The 16,881-nt window shown below is 32.7% G+C and carries 14 protein-coding genes; 4 read left to right on the top strand and 10 right to left on the bottom strand.

Annotated elements, in window-relative coordinates; genetic code table 11:
* Nucleotides 1–17: 17 nt before the first annotated feature.
* From ACIQ2L_RS02820 to ACIQ2L_RS02810, 3 genes are read left to right on the top strand one after another with little or no spacing between them, the layout of a single operon-like run.
* Entirely contained in the window at nt 18–2,258 is a 2,241-nt protein-coding gene (locus ACIQ2L_RS02820) for a LysM peptidoglycan-binding domain-containing protein (RefSeq protein ID WP_396156236.1), read from the top strand.
* A 38-nt stretch (nt 2,259–2,296) separates the two neighbouring features.
* Nucleotides 2,297–3,268 (top strand): DUF4837 family protein, encoded by a 972-nt coding sequence (locus tag ACIQ2L_RS02815; protein WP_396156234.1) that lies wholly within the window; start codon nt 2,297–2,299, stop codon nt 3,266–3,268.
* A 1-nt stretch (nt 3,269) separates the two neighbouring features.
* On the top strand, nt 3,270–3,716 hold the full coding sequence (locus ACIQ2L_RS02810; protein WP_396156232.1) for a GNAT family N-acetyltransferase: 447 nt from the start codon (nt 3,270–3,272) through the stop codon (nt 3,714–3,716).
* Nucleotides 3,717–3,734: 18 nt separating this feature from the next.
* Here ACIQ2L_RS02810 and ACIQ2L_RS02805 read toward each other — a convergent pair whose 3' ends face one another.
* The 9 genes from ACIQ2L_RS02805 to ACIQ2L_RS02765 form a co-directional block, all read right to left on the bottom strand.
* Nucleotides 3,735–4,262, bottom strand: coding sequence for a hypothetical protein (locus ACIQ2L_RS02805; RefSeq protein WP_396156230.1), 528 nt, complete (start codon nt 4,260–4,262; stop codon nt 3,735–3,737).
* A 61-nt stretch (nt 4,263–4,323) separates the two neighbouring features.
* The gene (locus tag ACIQ2L_RS02800; RefSeq protein WP_396156228.1) at nt 4,324–5,136 is read right to left on the bottom strand and encodes an OmpA family protein; all 813 of its coding nucleotides are present in this window, start codon (nt 5,134–5,136) and stop codon (nt 4,324–4,326) included.
* A gap of 1 nt (nt 5,137) precedes the next feature.
* Nucleotides 5,138–6,787, bottom strand: a complete 1,650-nt coding sequence (locus ACIQ2L_RS02795; RefSeq protein ID WP_396156226.1) for a S41 family peptidase — start codon at nt 6,785–6,787, stop codon at nt 5,138–5,140.
* Nucleotides 6,768–7,655, bottom strand: a complete 888-nt coding sequence (locus ACIQ2L_RS02790; RefSeq protein WP_396156224.1) for a DUF4349 domain-containing protein — start codon at nt 7,653–7,655, stop codon at nt 6,768–6,770. Before ACIQ2L_RS02790 ends, ACIQ2L_RS02795 begins: the two co-directional genes overlap by 20 nt.
* 60 nt (nt 7,656–7,715) lie before the next feature.
* Nucleotides 7,716–8,105 (bottom strand): ribonuclease P protein component, encoded by a 390-nt coding sequence (rnpA, locus tag ACIQ2L_RS02785; protein WP_396156222.1) that lies wholly within the window; start codon nt 8,103–8,105, stop codon nt 7,716–7,718.
* Between the two features lie 2 nt (nt 8,106–8,107).
* Nucleotides 8,108–8,518, bottom strand: a complete 411-nt coding sequence (locus tag ACIQ2L_RS02780) for a hypothetical protein (RefSeq protein WP_396156220.1) — start codon at nt 8,516–8,518, stop codon at nt 8,108–8,110.
* 74 nt (nt 8,519–8,592) lie between these two features.
* Nucleotides 8,593–10,479, bottom strand: coding sequence for a M1 family metallopeptidase (locus tag ACIQ2L_RS02775; protein WP_396156218.1), 1,887 nt, complete (start codon nt 10,477–10,479; stop codon nt 8,593–8,595).
* Nucleotides 10,480–10,523: 44 nt separating this feature from the next.
* Nucleotides 10,524–12,098, bottom strand: a complete 1,575-nt coding sequence (locus ACIQ2L_RS02770; protein WP_396156216.1) for a S8 family peptidase — start codon at nt 12,096–12,098, stop codon at nt 10,524–10,526.
* 59 nt (nt 12,099–12,157) lie between these two features.
* Nucleotides 12,158–13,021: an MBL fold metallo-hydrolase gene (locus ACIQ2L_RS02765; RefSeq protein ID WP_396156214.1), complete on the bottom strand. Its 864-nt coding sequence runs from the start codon at nt 13,019–13,021 to the stop codon at nt 12,158–12,160.
* A gap of 120 nt (nt 13,022–13,141) precedes the next feature.
* On the opposite strand from ACIQ2L_RS02765, the gene ACIQ2L_RS02760 reads away from it, so the two are divergent.
* Nucleotides 13,142–16,195, top strand: a complete 3,054-nt coding sequence (locus ACIQ2L_RS02760) for a CHAT domain-containing protein (protein WP_396156212.1) — start codon at nt 13,142–13,144, stop codon at nt 16,193–16,195.
* On the opposite strand, the gene ACIQ2L_RS02755 is transcribed toward ACIQ2L_RS02760, so the two are convergent.
* Nucleotides 16,175–16,879, bottom strand: coding sequence for a tol-pal system YbgF family protein (locus ACIQ2L_RS02755; RefSeq protein WP_396156210.1), 705 nt, complete (start codon nt 16,877–16,879; stop codon nt 16,175–16,177). The two genes, ACIQ2L_RS02760 and ACIQ2L_RS02755, sit on opposite strands and share 21 nt — an antisense overlap.
* Nucleotides 16,880–16,881: the final 2 nt, after the last annotated feature.

Raw genomic sequence — 16,881 nt, 5'->3', positions numbered from 1 at the left:
TTTATAATAATAAAGTTATGATGATAAAAAAAATAGTAACGTATGTATTAATCTTGACTTCCTCAGTAATTTTTGCTCAGGATGATTTAAACATTGCGCCATTTAAAAAGCCTCAAACTAAGAGAGAAGTTTTGGATTCTATAAAAGCAACTTTTGTTCATGATAATATTGCTTCATGTATTGATAGTTTATGGATGAAAGAAATGGTCAGTTTAGATTTATACAATGATTTAACAACAGATATTAAAAATATCAATGTTGATGAAAAGGTAGACTACGAATTGCCGACAGAACTTTTAAAAGAGAGGCTAAAAAAAATGGATGAGAAATCACCATTTAATATTGAATATAATGTTGGTTTAGAAAACGTAATCAAATCCTTTTTAAAGAACAGAAAAAGAGCATTCGAAAGACTGATGGGAGTTTCTCAATTTTATTTTCCAATGTTTGAAGAATCTTTAGCGACTCAAAATATTCCTTTAGAAATAAAATATTTAGCGGTTGTCGAATCGGCATTAAATCCGCGAGCGGTTTCTAGAGTTGGCGCAACTGGTTTATGGCAGTTTATGTACCAAACAGGAAAACAATATGATTTGAAAATCAATTCCTATGTTGATGACCGAAACGATCCATTAAAATCTAGTCAAGCCGCAACACAGTACATGACCAATATGTACAAAATTTTTGGAGATTGGGATTTGGTGTTGGCTTCTTATAATTCTGGACCAGGAAATGTGGCAAAAGCAATCAGACGTTCTGGCGGAAAACAAAACTACTGGAATATTAGAAAATACCTACCAAAAGAAACGCAAGGATATTTACCAGCATTTTTGGCTACGATGTATATTTTCGAATACCATAAAGAACATGGTATTAAACCGGATAGAGCTATTGCCAATCATTTTGCGACCGATACGGTTATGGTAAAAAATGCAATAACCTTTAAGCAAATTTCTGATTTATTAGACGTTCCTATTGCCGAATTACAGTTTTTAAATCCATCGTATAAAAGAGAAGTTGTTCCATACATTACGGGAGAAAACCACTATTTGAGATTGCCTGTGAATAAAGTAGCCGTGTTTACCTCAAACGAAGATAAAATTTATGCTTTCATAAATTATGAATCAAGCATAAGAGAAAGACCTTACGAAAGTATATTGGCATCCGGAGATTCAAATGATACAGATAGCGACACAACGATTTTAAGAGTTAAATACCACAAAGTTAGAAGAGGAGATAGTTTAAGCGAGATTTCAGATCGCTATGGTGTTACCATGACAGCGCTTAAGAAATGGAATCATTTGCGAAACAACAAAGCGCCCATGGGTAGAAAATTAAAAATTTACACTTTTGATTCAGTTGCTTCCAACAACAAAACTTCAAAACAAGATACTGTTTCTGTAAAAGAGTCAACAGCAATTGCATCTAACACATCAAAAACATTCAAAGAAGAAAAAGTTGTTTCTTATAAAGATGTTGTAAAATACCACAAAGTTAAAAAAGGTGATAATCTGGGTGAAATCTCAGATAAATACGGTGTTTCAGTTGCAGCGATAAAAAAATGGAACCACATCAAAGGAAGCAATATTGCTCTTGGTAAAAGTTTGAAAATCATTAAAAATGAAAGAGTAGTAACAACAGTTAAAAAAGAAGTTAAAGCGGATAAAAATGCAATTGAAACTTCTATTGCTTCTAATGACAATGAAAAGGCAACTGATTTTTATGTTGTAGAAAAAGGAGATAATTTATTCAGCATTTCAAAAAAATTCAATGTTAGTTTAGAAGACTTGAAGAAATGGAATAATTTAGACGATTTAAATGTTGAGCAAGGTTCTAAATTAACTTTGGCCGAAAATGATAAAACAGAAGCAGAAATAGCAAATAAGGCTGAAGTTAAAATCATAGAGCATGTAGTTGATAAAGGAGAAAGTATAGGAATAATTGCCAGAAAATATGATGTGTCTGTTTCAGACATTAGGGATTGGAACAATTTGGATAGCAATACTATTCAATTTGGGACTAAATTAATTGTTGGTAAAAAATACATGATTTCTTCTGATAACAAAAATAATCCAACAAAGAGAGAAACTATTGTAGTGAATGATAGAAATGAAGTAAAATTATACTACGTTAAGAAAGGCGATTCGTTATTCAGCATTGCAAAAAAATATAATGTAACTGCTTCTGATATTAAAAAATGGAACGGAATAAAAAATGAAAGCTTGAAACCAGGTATGAAATTAAAAATTAACGGATAATCCGAAAATCTTCTATAAATTTGGGTTTTATTTATCTTATGAATAAAACCCTTTTTTTATGGCTTTTAGTCTCGGTTATTTTAAGCTCTTGCACTTTTAAAGAGGAGAAGATTCACCAAGAATCTTCTGCCGCCATAAATACCATTTCTGTAATTATTGACGATCAGCTTTGGAATGGTGAAGTTGGAGATAGTATCAGAAATAAATTTGCATCTCCAGTATTGGGATTACCCCAAGAAGAACCCTTATTTTCTATCAATCAATATCCAGTTAAACTTTTTGAAGGATTTTCAACCGATAGCAGAAACATCATTATTGTAAAAAAAGCCAATGAAAATAAATTTGAATTTAAAAAAAACGAATTTGCTAATCCACAAAATGCCTTTCATATTTCGGGGAAAACCTCGTTTGAAATAATCGAACTACTGGAGAAAAATGCACCACAGATAATCCAAAAAATGAGAGCGATAGAAATCGCTCACTATCAGAGAATGTTCAAAGATTCATTACTCGAAACTAAAAAGATTCAAAAAAAATTCAACATCGATTTACTTATTCCTTCAAAGTATGAGTATGTTATGCGAAGGAAAAACTTCATCTGGCTAAAAAGAGAAATTATTAGCGGAAATACCAGTTTAATAATTTACCAAGTTCAATGGAAAAGCATCCGGCCAAATTATGCTGTAAGCGATATTGTAAAAATTAGAGATTCTATAGGCAAAGCGTATATACACGGCTCTGATTATGGCACTAAAATGGTAACAGAGGCAGCCTATTCACCCTATTTTTCGAAAACAATCTTAGCAGGAAATAAATGTTATGAAACAAAAGGGACATGGCAGATGAAAAATGATTTTATGTCAGGACCATTTATCAATTATGTCATATTTGACAAAGCCAACAAAAGACTTTTAGTTCTAGAAGGGTTTTGCTACGTACCCTCGAAAGAAAAACGCGACTTGATGTTCGAATTAGAGTCAATTATTAAATCCATTCAAATAAAAAGATAACATGGACTTACACTGGAAAATAAAGCGATTTGAAGCACTTTCTACGAGCGAACTCTATAATGTGCTACAATTGCGTAGTGAAGTCTTTTTAGTAGAGCAAAATTGCGTTTATCAGGATATTGATGGTAAAGATCAAAAAGCATTACATCTTTTAGGCGAAGATAATGGTCAAACGGTGGCATATGCTCGTTTATTTAAGCCCAAAGATTATTTCAATGAAGCTTCCATAGGAAGGGTTGTTGTAAAACAAAGTTATCGAGAAAAAAAGTTAGGGCATATACTAATGCGCGAAGCCATTCAGGCCATTAAAATCCATTTTAATGAAGCCAAAATAACAATTTCGGCCCAATTGTATTTAAAGCATTTCTATGAAAGTCATGGCTTTATGCAAACTAGCGAAACGTACTTAGAGGATGATATTCCGCATATTGAAATGAAAAAAGAATAATTTCAAAGCGGGATTAAATTAATAGTTAAAGTTAAAGTTGCCACTAATTAACTCAGTGCCATATTGTACATCAGTAAACTTAATAAGTATTATATCATTTGTAATTTTCAGAAAGATTTTATGATTTGGCAGAGCATAAACAGATGTTGATGGTTCATTGTCAAAAGAATAATTTGCTATTACATTTTTTTCTTCTAGCGGGAATAAATTGATTGCTGTAGTAAAATTTCCAGAAGCAGATTTGTTTATCACAAATCTTAAATTAATTGAGTTCCCAGTTGGATTACTATTAAAATTATTTAGTAATACTTGATTCGGATCAGTAATATTTAGTTGAACAAATTCAGTCAAAATTTCACCCGTTTGCTGATCATAGGTGAAATTACCACCATTAATAGAAATTGATAATTCGGGGTCATAAATCCACTTTTTTACGCCATTAATTTTTATATAACCTAGTTCGATTATATTTTCGTCAGTGTCGTTATTACATCCTGAATTAATAAACAACGTTGCAGTAAATATAAAAAAAAGCATTTTTTTCATTTGAGTACTAATTGAATTTACGAATATTAAAGATCTAAGGTTAAAATTAAAAACTATAAAATTATATTTTTGTAATCACCAATTCAACTCTTCTATCATATTGTGTTCCTTTGCCAAGCGGAACCGTATTTCCGTAACCCTTGAAAGTCATTCGGTCTTTGGATATTTTCTTAAAAATCAAATATTTATATACAGATTGCGCGCGATTTATTGACAACTGCCGCTTTTTAGTATCCATGTCAATCGCTTCTTTTTGATAGGGTGGTGTACAACAAACGTGTCCTTGAATTTCAAACTGTAGATTCTTATACTTCTGAAGTAAACGGGCAATTTTATCCAAATCGGTTTTTGATTTAAACTCTAATTTGCTACTTCCTCTTTGAAATAAAACATTTTCAAGATAAATATGATCGCCAACGATATGGTTTTTTTGAATGGTAGTGTAAAAACCCGGAATTTCAATTTTGGGTAAAGGCTTTAAATTGACTACTACATCTACTCGACGATTTTTAGAACGTTTTTCGGGAAGATTTTCTACAATATCATCATCTATTAGGATTCTTCCTTTGCCTTCAATAGTCACAATAATTTTACTTCTTATTCCGCTTTCAATAAACTTATCTTGAATGGCATTGGCTCGTTTTGTAGAAAGTTTAAAGTTATAAGCATCTTTCCCAACATCATCGGTATAGCCAAAAATCTGAATAGATTCAATTCGAGTTGAGTCGGTTTTTTTAATAAAATTAATAGCTTCATTAACCTCTTTTTCATTCAATGCAAATTTGTCAAATTCAAAATAAATAGAATGAACAATTTCTTCCTGTGCTTGAATAAATCCAAAAAACAAAAGGGGCAAATATTTTAAGAACTTCATATTAAATTTTCAAAATGGTATTATACTGAGCTTTGTCGTTTAGCACTTCTATTGATTTTTTGATTTCGAAGTTGCTTTTTAAATAGTACTGATATAATCCTTCTTTATACTGGTATCTTTTGATGATTTCGTCCAAAAGCAAATTCTTGATTTCCATTTGATTTTTGTCTATCAAATTTTCTTCACTTTTATGTAAAGCACTTAATAATTGTTGGTATTCTTTTGCAATGGCTTCCTCTATGTTTTCTTTCTTCGCCTTTTCTAGAGTGTTCTTTAATGCTATTTCAGTTTCTGTATCTAAAGTTATTTTTTCTTTTTTTATGAAAACTTTAAAATCAGTTAAGTCAGCATCAGTAATTGTTGGAATTTTATTGCCAAGATTTGGGTTTTTATAATAGTAGTTGGTAGCATAATAAAAAATAGCGTCATTTTTTTGTAATGCTTCTGCAATAGCACTGGTTTTGGTGTTTTCTAAAACGACATCTGGCAAAATTCCTCCGCCATCATAAACCGTTCTTCCTTTTTGAGTTTTAAAAGCATTATAATTTTTTTCTTCGGTTCTAACGGCTTTTCCACTTTTGTCTTTTCGTGCATAATCCAATGCCTGAATACATCTTCCCGATGGCGTGTAATATTTAGAAATAGTCACTTTTACTTGAGTTCCATAAGTCATATCAATGGGTCTTTGAACCAATCCTTTTCCAAAACTTCTACTTCCAATAATTACCGCACGGTCTAAATCTTGCAAAGCGCCCGAAACAATTTCTGAGGCTGATGCACTTTTTCCATCTACAATAACCACTAATGGAATTTCGGTATCAACAGGATCACGAGTTGTCTTATTGGTGTTATTGTATTTTGAGTTTTTCGATTTTGTGGTTACAATAAGCTCATCTTTTGGCACAAAAAGATTACAGATATTTACTGCTTCATGCAACAATCCACCCGGATTTCCTCGTAAATCTAAGATGATTTGTTTGGCACCATCCTCTTTTAATTTTTCTAAAGCTTCTTTAGTTTCCGACGAAGCTTTGGCATTGAATTGTGACAAAACAATATACCCCGTTTTATCATCAGCCATTCCGTAAAAAGGAACTGCTTTTATTCCAACTTCTTCAAGAACTAACTGCGTACTCATGGGCTTTCCTTGGCGTAAATATTTGATGTCTATTTTAGTGCCTTTAGCACCTTTGGTTAGCTGTGAAGCATCATCTTTAAAATCAGCCAATAGTACATCGCCAATTTGTATGATTTCATCTCCTGCTTTAAGCCCAGCCTTGTCAGCCGGAAATCCTTTATAAGGTTCTTTGATGATGAGTTTGTCTTCTTTTCGCGTAATCATAGCGCCAATTCCGGTATATTCACCAGTATTATTTATTTTGAATTTGATTACATCTTGTTCGTTAAAATAATTGGTATACGGATCCAAATCGGCCAACATGCTTTTAATGGCTTTGTCCATTAATTCTGCCGGATTGGTTTCATCTACATAGTTCTGATTAATTGTTTTAAAAAGCGTAGTGAAAATTTCTATTTGTTTAGAAATCTCGAAATAATCGTCTTTAAAACCTACGCCTATAAAGAGAAAAACGCTCAACAGCGCCGGAATAATATATCTTTTTTTAATGTTTTTATTTTTCGACAACATCATTTTTATTTTTTCTTTTGAATCGTTTTCGGATTAGTACAAACAAGACAACTAAAGTAACAATTACTGGCCAAATTCCTAACAATGAAATAAAGAAATTTGAAATAGAGTTAAATCCAGAAACAATAGCATTGCCAATTCTTCCTCCATAAGAAACAGTTGCTTTACGACCTTGAGCTAAAGGTTTGTAAAAAGTTAGGTCAATTGTGCTCAAAGAAACTTTATTTTGAAGGTATTTTAAACGTCCTTCTTTAGACTCTATCTCTTCTCTAATTTCAGATAGTTGCCCTTCAATTTCTAGCATTTCCGACACCTTATTGGCTTTTTTCAACAATTCTAAATAGCGTTGTTCAAGTACTTTTTTTGTTTTAATTCTAGAAGCCACATCAATATACTCTTCAGTAACATCTTGTGAGGAGATTTCTTTGACATCAAAATATTTTACCCCTTTTGAGATATCAGCGATAAAAGCATCAAAATATTGATTGGGTATTCGGATATTGATAGTTCTCGAAAACTGATAATCGTTATTTGATTGCGAATCATTTTTTATCAAAGCATTATACTTTTTTACAGCACCTTGAATCTGACTATATGTTTGCTCCAAATCATCTGATTGAAATCGTAAATTTCCAGACTTAATGATTTTGGTTTCAATTTCTTCAGCATCGCCAGCAAGTTTATTTGGCATTGACACCGACATGTCTGCAGCGGCTACCGCGGTGTCAACAGCTTCTGTGTAAGAGTCATTGTAGCTAGAACTATGGGCAACTTTACTCATTTGCATTTCAGCAACTGCTTCATTCGATTTTTCAGTACATGAAATAAATAAAGAAATAATGATAGTAGAAATTAGAAGAGTAGTTTTCATAATAAAAAGTGTTTAACTATTAAAACGCAAAAATTGACTAATTTATTATTTATGAGGTTTTTATTTTGAGTCTTTTTTTTCTTGAGTGGTTTTAACAAACTTTTCAAAAAGCTGAATGGTTTTTTCGTTTATCTCTGTGTAATTAAGTTTTTCATTGGTTTGATAAAAGAACATGCAGCAATATTTAACATCAATATTAGCAATCAATAAATGTTTATTAAGGCGATAACATTCGCGTAAAACACGTTTGTAATAATTACGGTCAACCGCCTTTTTAAAATATTTTTTAGATACCGATACGCCCATTTTTACAGGAACATCTTCTCCAAAATCATGGGCTACATAAACTAATCGTAAAGGATATTTACTTACGGATTTTCCTTCTGTAAATAATAAATCAATTATTTTTTTACTTTTAAGTTTTTCGGCTGCAGGATAGGAAAAATCCATTTTTAATTGACATTGTAGATATTGTAAACAAATTTCACTTCGTTATAGTTAATGTAAAACTGCATACGGTTGTTCTCTTTCTTTTTAGTTATTATAATAATTGTACATTTCGAAAACTTATTGTCCAAGCAATCAAAAGGAACAATATTTGCCTCATCAGTATCTTGAATTTCACCATAAGCTTTAATCTTAAAAGATTGTACTTCGTTAGAATTTACAGTGATCAAATCTTTCTTAGGATCCATACTAATTAGGACATTGGCTTCTACAAATTCAGACCAATCATTCCAATCACCGTTGTCCTTTTTATCGGTAAAGCTTACACTACTGGTTTTAAAACGAATAGGTTGTGCCGAGGCAATACTCCCATAAATCAAAAAAAAGCAAACAATAAGAAGTTGAAAAGGTTTCATTTTGAATATTTTTATCGTTGGTAAATCTATGAATTCTATTTTAAAAAAGCGAACTCAATAGGTTCGCTTTTTATTTATTTCATTTCAAAAACATTATTGTCTTTCTTTACATCAGCCATCAAGCCACTTGGGTTAAGAGTTATTTTTTTGATAGCTGTTTTTGATTTAGCAATTTCAAAAAAATAAGTTGGTTGTGCCCAAGTCCAATCGGGCAAAACAGTTCTTTTTATATCAGGAGTTGGGTTTTCTTTTTCAAAACTCATCATTCGCAATGGGATGTAAAAAGTTTCCTTTGTGCCATCGCTATATTCGACCAAAATATCTATTGGCATTGGCGTTCTGCCAATTCTCTCTAAAGTAAGTCCCGTTTTTTGAACACTATCTGTAGATCCTACTACATTTTTAATTCCGTAATCGATAGTATTTAAAGTTTGGGTCCAATCAGTTAAGTACCAATCTAAATTGGCTCCCGAAACACGCTCTGCAGTTCGTTTGATATCGTTTGGTGTTGGATGTTTAAACTTGAAATCGTTGTAAAATCGCTTCAAAGTCTTTAGCGTATTTTCTCTCCCAATGAGGTATTCTAACTGTGAAAGGAAAAGTTCTCCTTTTACATAAGAAGCAATGCTATAACTTCTGTTTTCATCATATCGGTCACCATGCGTTGACAAGGGTTGTTCTTTCCCTGATTCAACTAGCTTTGTGTACGTTTTGTATGAACCTTCAAAAGGGTTATCCAGTTTTTTTACCGCCATTTCGTTCATGGCTAAATCTTCAATGTATGACGTAAATCCTTCATCCATCCAGGAATGTTTACTTTCATTAGAAGCCAAAATATGCTGAAACCAAGAATGTCCCAACTCGTGAGTGGCAACACCCAAAAGTCCTTCCATTGAGCCTTCTCCTAGTATCAGTGTACACATCGCATATTCCATTCCGCCATCGCCACCTTGGATAAATGAATACTGCTTATACGGATAATTACCAACGGTTTTATTGAAAAAATCTATGACCCGAACCATCATTGGTTGCAGCTTTTTCCAGTTGTCAATGATTTTTGGATTGTTTTTGTATAGAAAATGTAGGTCAACATTATTTGGTCCTTTCACGACATCGTGAAGGTAATTTTTATCTGCAGCCCAAGTAAAATCATGCACATTTGGTGCTACAAAATGCCAGGTCAAGTTTTTTGCATTTGAATCTTTTTTGATTTCTTTGTCTTTATCTTCGTATCCAAAACCAATTTCATTGTTGTTTTTCAAATAACCGCTTCCGCCAAGAATATAATTTTTATCAATAGTTATTTTGACATCAAAATCGCCCCAAACCCCATGAAATTCTCTGCCAATATAAGGGTCAGCATGCCAACCTTCAAAATCAAATTCAGCTATTTTGGGATACCATTGCGCCATCGAAAGTTCTACGCCTTCTGAATTATTTCTTCCTGATCGGCGAATTTGAATCGGAACTTGTCCATCAAAATCTAAAGTAAGCGTGGTCTTTTTTCCCGGCAGAATCGGTTTTGCTAAGGTCACTTCGAGAATAGTACTAACTTCTTTTATATTGGCAGAAACACCATCTTGCTTGAAGTTGGAAATTCTTAAGTACCCTATTTCATTGGGTTGAAGTTTAGCGATTCTACTTTCTCGGATTTCTTTTCCATCTGCAGTTTTTACTTTAGTAGACATTCTTGCATCGGGATCTATAACAGCCTGAAGACGTGCGTCCATTTCGCTTCCTGGTTGAAAGGCATTATTGTATAAATGATAATAAACACGACGAAGGGTATCGGAAGAATTATTGGTGTAAACTAGTTTTTGTTTGCCTTTGTATTGATAGGTTTCTACATCCATAGAAACTTCAATTTTGTAGTCAACTTTTTGTTGCCAATAATTTTTTGACTGAGCAAAACTAGTTGTTATTCCAAATAAAATTATTCCAATTAAAAAGGTGTTCTTCATGTAGCGATAAAATAAAAAGGAGGGTTTTACGCTTCTTTTCTGTGTTAAAGTTTTGGATTATTTTTTATAGCGTTTGACATTTCGTCTGCCATTTTCAGAGCACTGTAGGCATTGACGATTTTTCCAGAAACACTTGCTTCAGAAAACGGAATCTTAATTTGTTTTTCATCTACAGTAACTTCAAGATTCAAAGGCGTTCCCGATTGCATTAAAATTTGTTTTACTTGTGATGCTTTCAGGTTTGGATAATATTCCCGAATTAAAGTTGCAACCCCAGCAGCATTTGGCGCAGCCATTGAAGTTCCTTGAAGGTATTTGTATTTATTACCTGGTACAGTGGCATAAATTTTAACACCTGGCGCAAATACATCAACATTCTTTTTACCATAGTTTGAAAATCTAGCGACAACTTTTTCCCCGTATGTATAATTTAAGGCACCAACAGTCAATACATTATCGGCAATTTCAGAGCCATTTACCTCATCTGTCGGAAAATTTGGTTCTGTATCAATATCTTTAGAATCATTACCCGCAGCGTGAACAATTAGCACATCTTTACTGGCAGCATATTTTATTGCTTCATAAACCCATTCGGCATGTGGAGAAAAGTCTTTTCCAAAACTTCCATTGATGACTTTTGCACCATTATCTACAGCATAACGAATGGCTAAAGCAACATCTTTGTCATATTCGTCCCCATTTGGTATCGCTCTAATGGCCATAATTTCAATATTTTCAGCCACACCATCACCGCCAAGGGCGTTATTTCTTCCTTGAGCAATTATACCCGCAACATGAGTACCGTGAAGAGAATCCTTTCTGTCTTTAGAATACACGACATTGTTACCATATTTTTTGTCATTAATATCATCTGGATTATCACCAACTACTTTTCTAGCATTAAAATCTTTATTTAGATTATAATCCAATTGATCGTAAACATAATCTTGATAAGATTTTAAATCTTCATGAAATGAATCTCCTTTTTGATTGGCATAAGATAACATGATTCGTTTAGCATCATACAATTCAAATTTAACCGATGGCATATCTTTTAATTCCCCTAAAGAATAAGTATCTTTTTTCAGAAATTCACGAACCATTTTATCAGCCTTAAGCAAAACATCTACATTTTCTTTGGCTTCTGAAGCTTCTTCAAACTTTACACTATAATCGGCTAAAGCTTTTTTATATTTTTCTGAGCCATCATCTCCTTTTTTCAAAAGGCGTGTCATTTCAAGATTTTCATTATTTGATGCTCCTAAAAAATTCCAACCATGCACATCATCAATGAAACCGTTTTTGTCATCATCTTTTCCATTATTTGGGATTTCTTTTTTATTGGTCCAAATAACCGATTTTAAGTCTTCATGATTAATATCAACTCCAGTATCGATTACGCCCACAATTACTTTTGTACTTTTTTTATTTTTCAATAATTCAGCGTAAGCTTTGTCAATACTCATGCCCGGAATAGAGTCTTTTTCTAAATCAAGGTGGCTCCAACGCTTAAGTTCGGCGTCTGTTAGAGGTGATTTTTTTGCAAATGACTTATCTGTAGTTTGGGCAAACATTGTTAATGAAAACAATGAAAACAAAAAGATTTTTATAAATTTCATTTTTCAGGTTTATTGAATTCGTGTAAAAATAGAATCTTTTATCACATTGAATTAAAGGATTAACACTCTGTTAAGATATCGTTACAATTAAGAACGTCTTTTAATCGGATGCCTTTTTCCGTATTTTCAACTGTGATAATTTGGTTATGAGCATCATGTTCTAACCACAGGTAATAGTTGTTTTCTGCCGCAGCATGAAGAAATTTTGATTTTTCAGGCAAGGTCAAAAGTGGTCTTGTGTCATAGCCCATAACATAAGGCAAAGGTAAATGTCCAGCAGTTGGAATCAAATCGGCACAAAAAACGATGGTTTTATCTTGGTATTTGATATGCGGAATCATCATTTTTTCGGTATGACCATCAACATAAAAAATATCAAATCCCAAATCACAAATTCCAAAATCAGAATCTGGTCTTTTAATAAAATTTAATTGTCCGCTTTCTTGCATTGGCAAAATATTTTCTGAAAGAAAAGATGCTTTTTCACGGGCATTTGGTTTTGTTGCCCATTCCCAATGATTTTCGTTTGTCCAATAATGGGCGTTTTTAAAAGCAACTTCGTAACCCGTTTTGTTTTTATTCCAATTCACACTGCCCCCACAATGATCAAAATGCAAATGCGTCAAAAAAACATCCGTCACATCATCCCGATGAAAACCATGCTTGGCCAATGATTTATCCAATGAATAACTTCCCCAAAGTGAATAATATCCAAAAAACTTCTCCGATTGTTTACTTCCCATTCCAGTATCGATCAAAATCAATCGCTTTCCTTCTTCAATTAATAAACAGCGGGCAGCAATGTCGATGAGGTTGTTTTCATCAGCCGGATTGGTTCGGTTCCAAATGGTTTTGGGTACCACGCCAAACATAGCGCCACCATCGAGTTTAAAATTGCCTGCTTCTATAGGGTAGATTTTCATTGTTTTTTTTACAAAGATAATTATTGCTGTTTTAAGAATCCGAAAACAATGTTTACTTTTATAGCATAAATGTTTACTTTTTAGTGAAACGAACACCAATAAGTTAAATCATAGCTAAAAATGAAAAAACTTTGTATTCTATTTTTAGTCGTACCCGTTGTTTTTTACGGTCAAAATATTGTAAATCAGTTGTTGCAAAAAAAAGCAGATTCACTGACCAATATTCAAAAATTCGACGAATCAATTCGTATTTGGGAACAATTGTTGAACAACCAAAACGACAAGAATTCAGCTCTTTATTCGGCAAATTATTTTTACTGTAAAGCGTTAAATGAGGTAAATAAAGGAAATGATGAACAAGCGGCACTTTATTTTAAGCAAGTCATTCCATTTCATTCAAAATTAAAACCAACTCCTCAAAACAAAAAATTAATCAGTAACACTTATTTAGAATTGTCATATTGTTTAGATGATTGGGACGAAGCACTCAAATACTTAAAACTATGTTATGATTATACTTTAAAAAACCTTCCAGTAGATGCCAATTTATACCTTTCTCTGATTGACATTGGCGATGTTCAAAGGCGCATGAGAAACTACGAGCAATCGATTGTTTCCTTAGAAAAAGCACTAAAATCCATTTATAAATTGGCACCTAGAGAGTATGAAGAATTGGGATATGTTCACAATCTTTTGGCAGTATCGTATTCTAATTTGCACTTTTACAACCAATCGTTACATCACTATTCCAAAAGCTTAGCGCTTCACATTAAATCGGATAGAGCAGATAAGGCTTACGTAGTTAATTCGGCTAATAACACTATTTGGGAAAGTTTGAAGTATGGAGATGAAACCAAAGCAAGGGAAATTTTAACCTATCTAAATCAAAATTTTTACAAGTGGTTCAAACGCAAAGAATTTGCAACAACCGATGTCGGAACGCTGCAAAATTGGAATTTGCATTTTAGATCGCTGCTTTATTTATCCAATCTTAGAATGAATCTTTTAGACCAAAAAGAAACCGTAGCTAAAAAATACCTTGATTCGATAGATTTGGTGTTTCTTAATTATCCAGATGACAGAAAAAAGAAGGATAATACTTTGTTGCTCAGTCGGTATGCATATGAAGAGGTGTATTTGTCCAAAGCAGTCGACGATGCTGTGAACAGCAAAAATCACATCGAATTCAACCTAAAAACACTTCAAATAGCGCGCAAAAGTGAATCCAAACACGATGAATTGGTTGCCTGTTTAAAACTAGCCAATTCTTATGCGCGATATAAAAAATATAAAGAAGCATTCGCCATCATTGAGGAATCCAAAAAAATAAAAGAGCCTTTTTTCAATGCTTCACGTTTTACGATTGAAGTGTTGGAAGCCACGTTGCATCATAATTTAAATCAAGACAATGAGTCGAAGACTATCTTTTTAAAGTCGTATCAAAAGTTATTAGCGAAACAAAAAACACTCAAGAATTTAAAAAGTTTAAAATACGCTGATTTCAAAAAGTTCAACAGTGACGTTTTTATTAGAAATGTTTTAAATACAGCAAACATCTACTATAAAAGCTATGAAAAGAACAAAAGTACAGACGATTTAATTACTTCAAATAATCTGTATTTTATTGTTTCAGACATGTTCAGCGAATTTTATCAAAAAGGAAAATACAACTATCGATTGAACGAATTTAATAAAGAAATTGCTTCAGGACTTTTGCAAACGCAATTGCTAATCAATCCGAACGACATCAAGAAAATTAAAGCTATTTTAAATCGAATTGAAAATAATTCATCGCAGCATTTATGGAATATTTTCGAATCCAAAAACAGTCAAAATCTAAAAGTTCCGCCAGTTTTAATTGAGGAATACAACCAATTGGTATTTGAAAAAAACAGCTTGTTAGAAACCAAAGAATCGAAAGTTCAAAAAGGAGACTTGGACAAAAGCTTATTAGCTATCGATAGGGAAATTGAGCAAAAACGTAATGTAATAAATAAATTCGACCCGTCGTATCAGCAATTTAAATCGAATAATTTTGATGTGAATGAAACTCAAAATCAGTTGAAAAGCAATCAATTGATGATTAAATACGTAGTTACGGATGCCAAAACGTTTGCTTTTATAATAGATAAAAACGCTGTCGGATTAACCTATTTATCGACAACTCAATCTTTAAAATTATTGGTCGAACAAAATCTCAAAAGCATTCGTTTGATTACGAATGATTACGCAGAAAGTGCTGGAAATTTACATGAAAAGCTACTTCAACCCATTTTAAAAAATCGATTGGACGCTTCGCTTATTATCATTCCGGAAGATTTTTTAAACAGAATTTCCTTCGAAAGTTTACAAGACAGAAACCGCAAATGGGTGGCAGAATATCATTTAGTTAGTTATGCCTATTCCATAAAATTATGGAATGTTTTGCAAAAAAAAATGAACGGAGTCGACTCGAACCGATTTGTATCTTTTGCACCCAATTATTCAAAAATTCCAACGGCTAATCAAAGTAGAGGTCTACGAAGGGGCAATTTGTTTGATTTGATTGAAGCCAAAAATGAAGCCAAAGCCGTGAGTGAATTATTTGAAGGAGAATTATTTTTGAACGAAAAAGCGACACGTGCCAATTTTTTGCAATCGACTACCTTATACAATTTTCATCATTTGGCCATGCATTCCCTTATGGAAAATGATTACAATCAATCGTCTTTGGTTTTTACAAACAATCAAAAAGTGTTTTTCAACGAATTGTACCAACTTAATTTTCCGTCAAAAATGGTTGTATTGAGCGCATGTAACACTGGTGTCGGTGCACATGAAAGTGGTGAAGGCATAATGAGTTTGTCTCGGGCATTGACTTATGCTGGGGTACAATCATCGGTATATAGTCTATGGCAAGTTCCAGACAAAGAAACTTCGGAGATTATTGTTTCTTTTTATAAAAATTTAAAAGAAGGGCAACCAAAAGACAAAGCCTTAGCAAACGCTAAAAAACAATTTTTGGCAAACAATCCTATGAAGCAACATCCGTTTTATTGGGCAGGATTTGTAGTTAATGGTGATGTTTCTCCTGTCGTTTCTAATATAAATTGGGTAGTATGTCTCGGAATTGTTTTAGTGATTTCGTTGCTAATTTTCCTTTTCAGAAAAAAATTACTCCAATTCAGACAATAATTTTTTCGCCATTTCTTGTTGCTGGTTTTCCGTTTCAGAAAGTGATTTCAATAACGGTATGGCATTTTCTAGCTGATTTTCTTTTATGTATGATAGCGCCAAATACCATTTTACAAAAGGCGTAAAACTGTTGTTTTTCTTTACGTCAAATTGATTAAAAGTTGCAATCGCGTCTTTAGTTTTCTGTAGCTCCATCAAAGATAATCCTTTGTAAAACAAGGCGTAATCATCTTGTTCTACATCATAAATTTTAGAAAATAATTCGAGTGCTTTGGCATAATTTCCGTTATCATATTCAAAAAAAGCTTCTGATTTGATGTCATTGCTATTTTCTCCACGAACCGCTGGTGCCACAACATTTGGATACGATTGATAATAATCTTTATAAATAGTTGTTGTTGAAGTTTGTGTAAAATAAAATCCTAAGCCACAAATTAAAACAATGGATGCAGCTGCATACCAAACTTTGAACGATTTTACTTTGGGTTTTGTTTCTTCAAATGCTTGTAGTTTTTTCTTTAATACTGTTCTTTCAACTGAGGTAATTGCTCTTTTCACCTTTTTTTGAAAGGCAATTTCTTTAGCGAAATCAGCATCGGTTTCCATCAAAAAATCAAATTGTTTTTGCTCTTCTGTGGAAAGTGTTTTTTCAAAATAGTTGCTTATAAGTGTTTCTTTATCCATTT

Source organism: Flavobacterium sp. (assembly GCF_044369455.1).
GTDB lineage: Bacteria > Bacteroidota > Bacteroidia > Flavobacteriales > Flavobacteriaceae > Flavobacterium.
This window is presented reverse-complemented; position numbering and strand designations above follow the sequence as displayed.

What these genes read in the sequence shown, in the direction of transcription:
- ACIQ2L_RS02820 (WP_396156236.1), top strand. Translation starts at nt 18, where the DNA reads ATGATGATAAAAAAAATAGTAACGTATGTATTAATCTTGACTTCCTCA.
- ACIQ2L_RS02815 (WP_396156234.1), top strand. Translation starts at nt 2,297, where the DNA reads ATGAATAAAACCCTTTTTTTATGGCTTTTAGTCTCGGTTATTTTAAGC.
- ACIQ2L_RS02810 (WP_396156232.1), top strand. Translation starts at nt 3,270, where the DNA reads ATGGACTTACACTGGAAAATAAAGCGATTTGAAGCACTTTCTACGAGC.
- ACIQ2L_RS02805 (WP_396156230.1), bottom strand. Translation starts at nt 4,262, where the DNA reads ATGAAAAAAATGCTTTTTTTTATATTTACTGCAACGTTGTTTATTAAT.
- ACIQ2L_RS02800 (WP_396156228.1), bottom strand. Translation starts at nt 5,136, where the DNA reads ATGAAGTTCTTAAAATATTTGCCCCTTTTGTTTTTTGGATTTATTCAA.
- ACIQ2L_RS02795 (WP_396156226.1), bottom strand. Translation starts at nt 6,787, where the DNA reads ATGATGTTGTCGAAAAATAAAAACATTAAAAAAAGATATATTATTCCG.
- ACIQ2L_RS02790 (WP_396156224.1), bottom strand. Translation starts at nt 7,655, where the DNA reads ATGAAAACTACTCTTCTAATTTCTACTATCATTATTTCTTTATTTATT.
- rnpA (WP_396156222.1), bottom strand. Translation starts at nt 8,105, where the DNA reads ATGGATTTTTCCTATCCTGCAGCCGAAAAACTTAAAAGTAAAAAAATA.
- ACIQ2L_RS02780 (WP_396156220.1), bottom strand. Translation starts at nt 8,518, where the DNA reads ATGAAACCTTTTCAACTTCTTATTGTTTGCTTTTTTTTGATTTATGGG.
- ACIQ2L_RS02775 (WP_396156218.1), bottom strand. Translation starts at nt 10,479, where the DNA reads ATGAAGAACACCTTTTTAATTGGAATAATTTTATTTGGAATAACAACT.
- ACIQ2L_RS02770 (WP_396156216.1), bottom strand. Translation starts at nt 12,098, where the DNA reads ATGAAATTTATAAAAATCTTTTTGTTTTCATTGTTTTCATTAACAATG.
- ACIQ2L_RS02765 (WP_396156214.1), bottom strand. Translation starts at nt 13,021, where the DNA reads ATGAAAATCTACCCTATAGAAGCAGGCAATTTTAAACTCGATGGTGGC.
- ACIQ2L_RS02760 (WP_396156212.1), top strand. Translation starts at nt 13,142, where the DNA reads ATGAAAAAACTTTGTATTCTATTTTTAGTCGTACCCGTTGTTTTTTAC.
- ACIQ2L_RS02755 (WP_396156210.1), bottom strand. Translation starts at nt 16,879, where the DNA reads ATGGATAAAGAAACACTTATAAGCAACTATTTTGAAAAAACACTTTCC.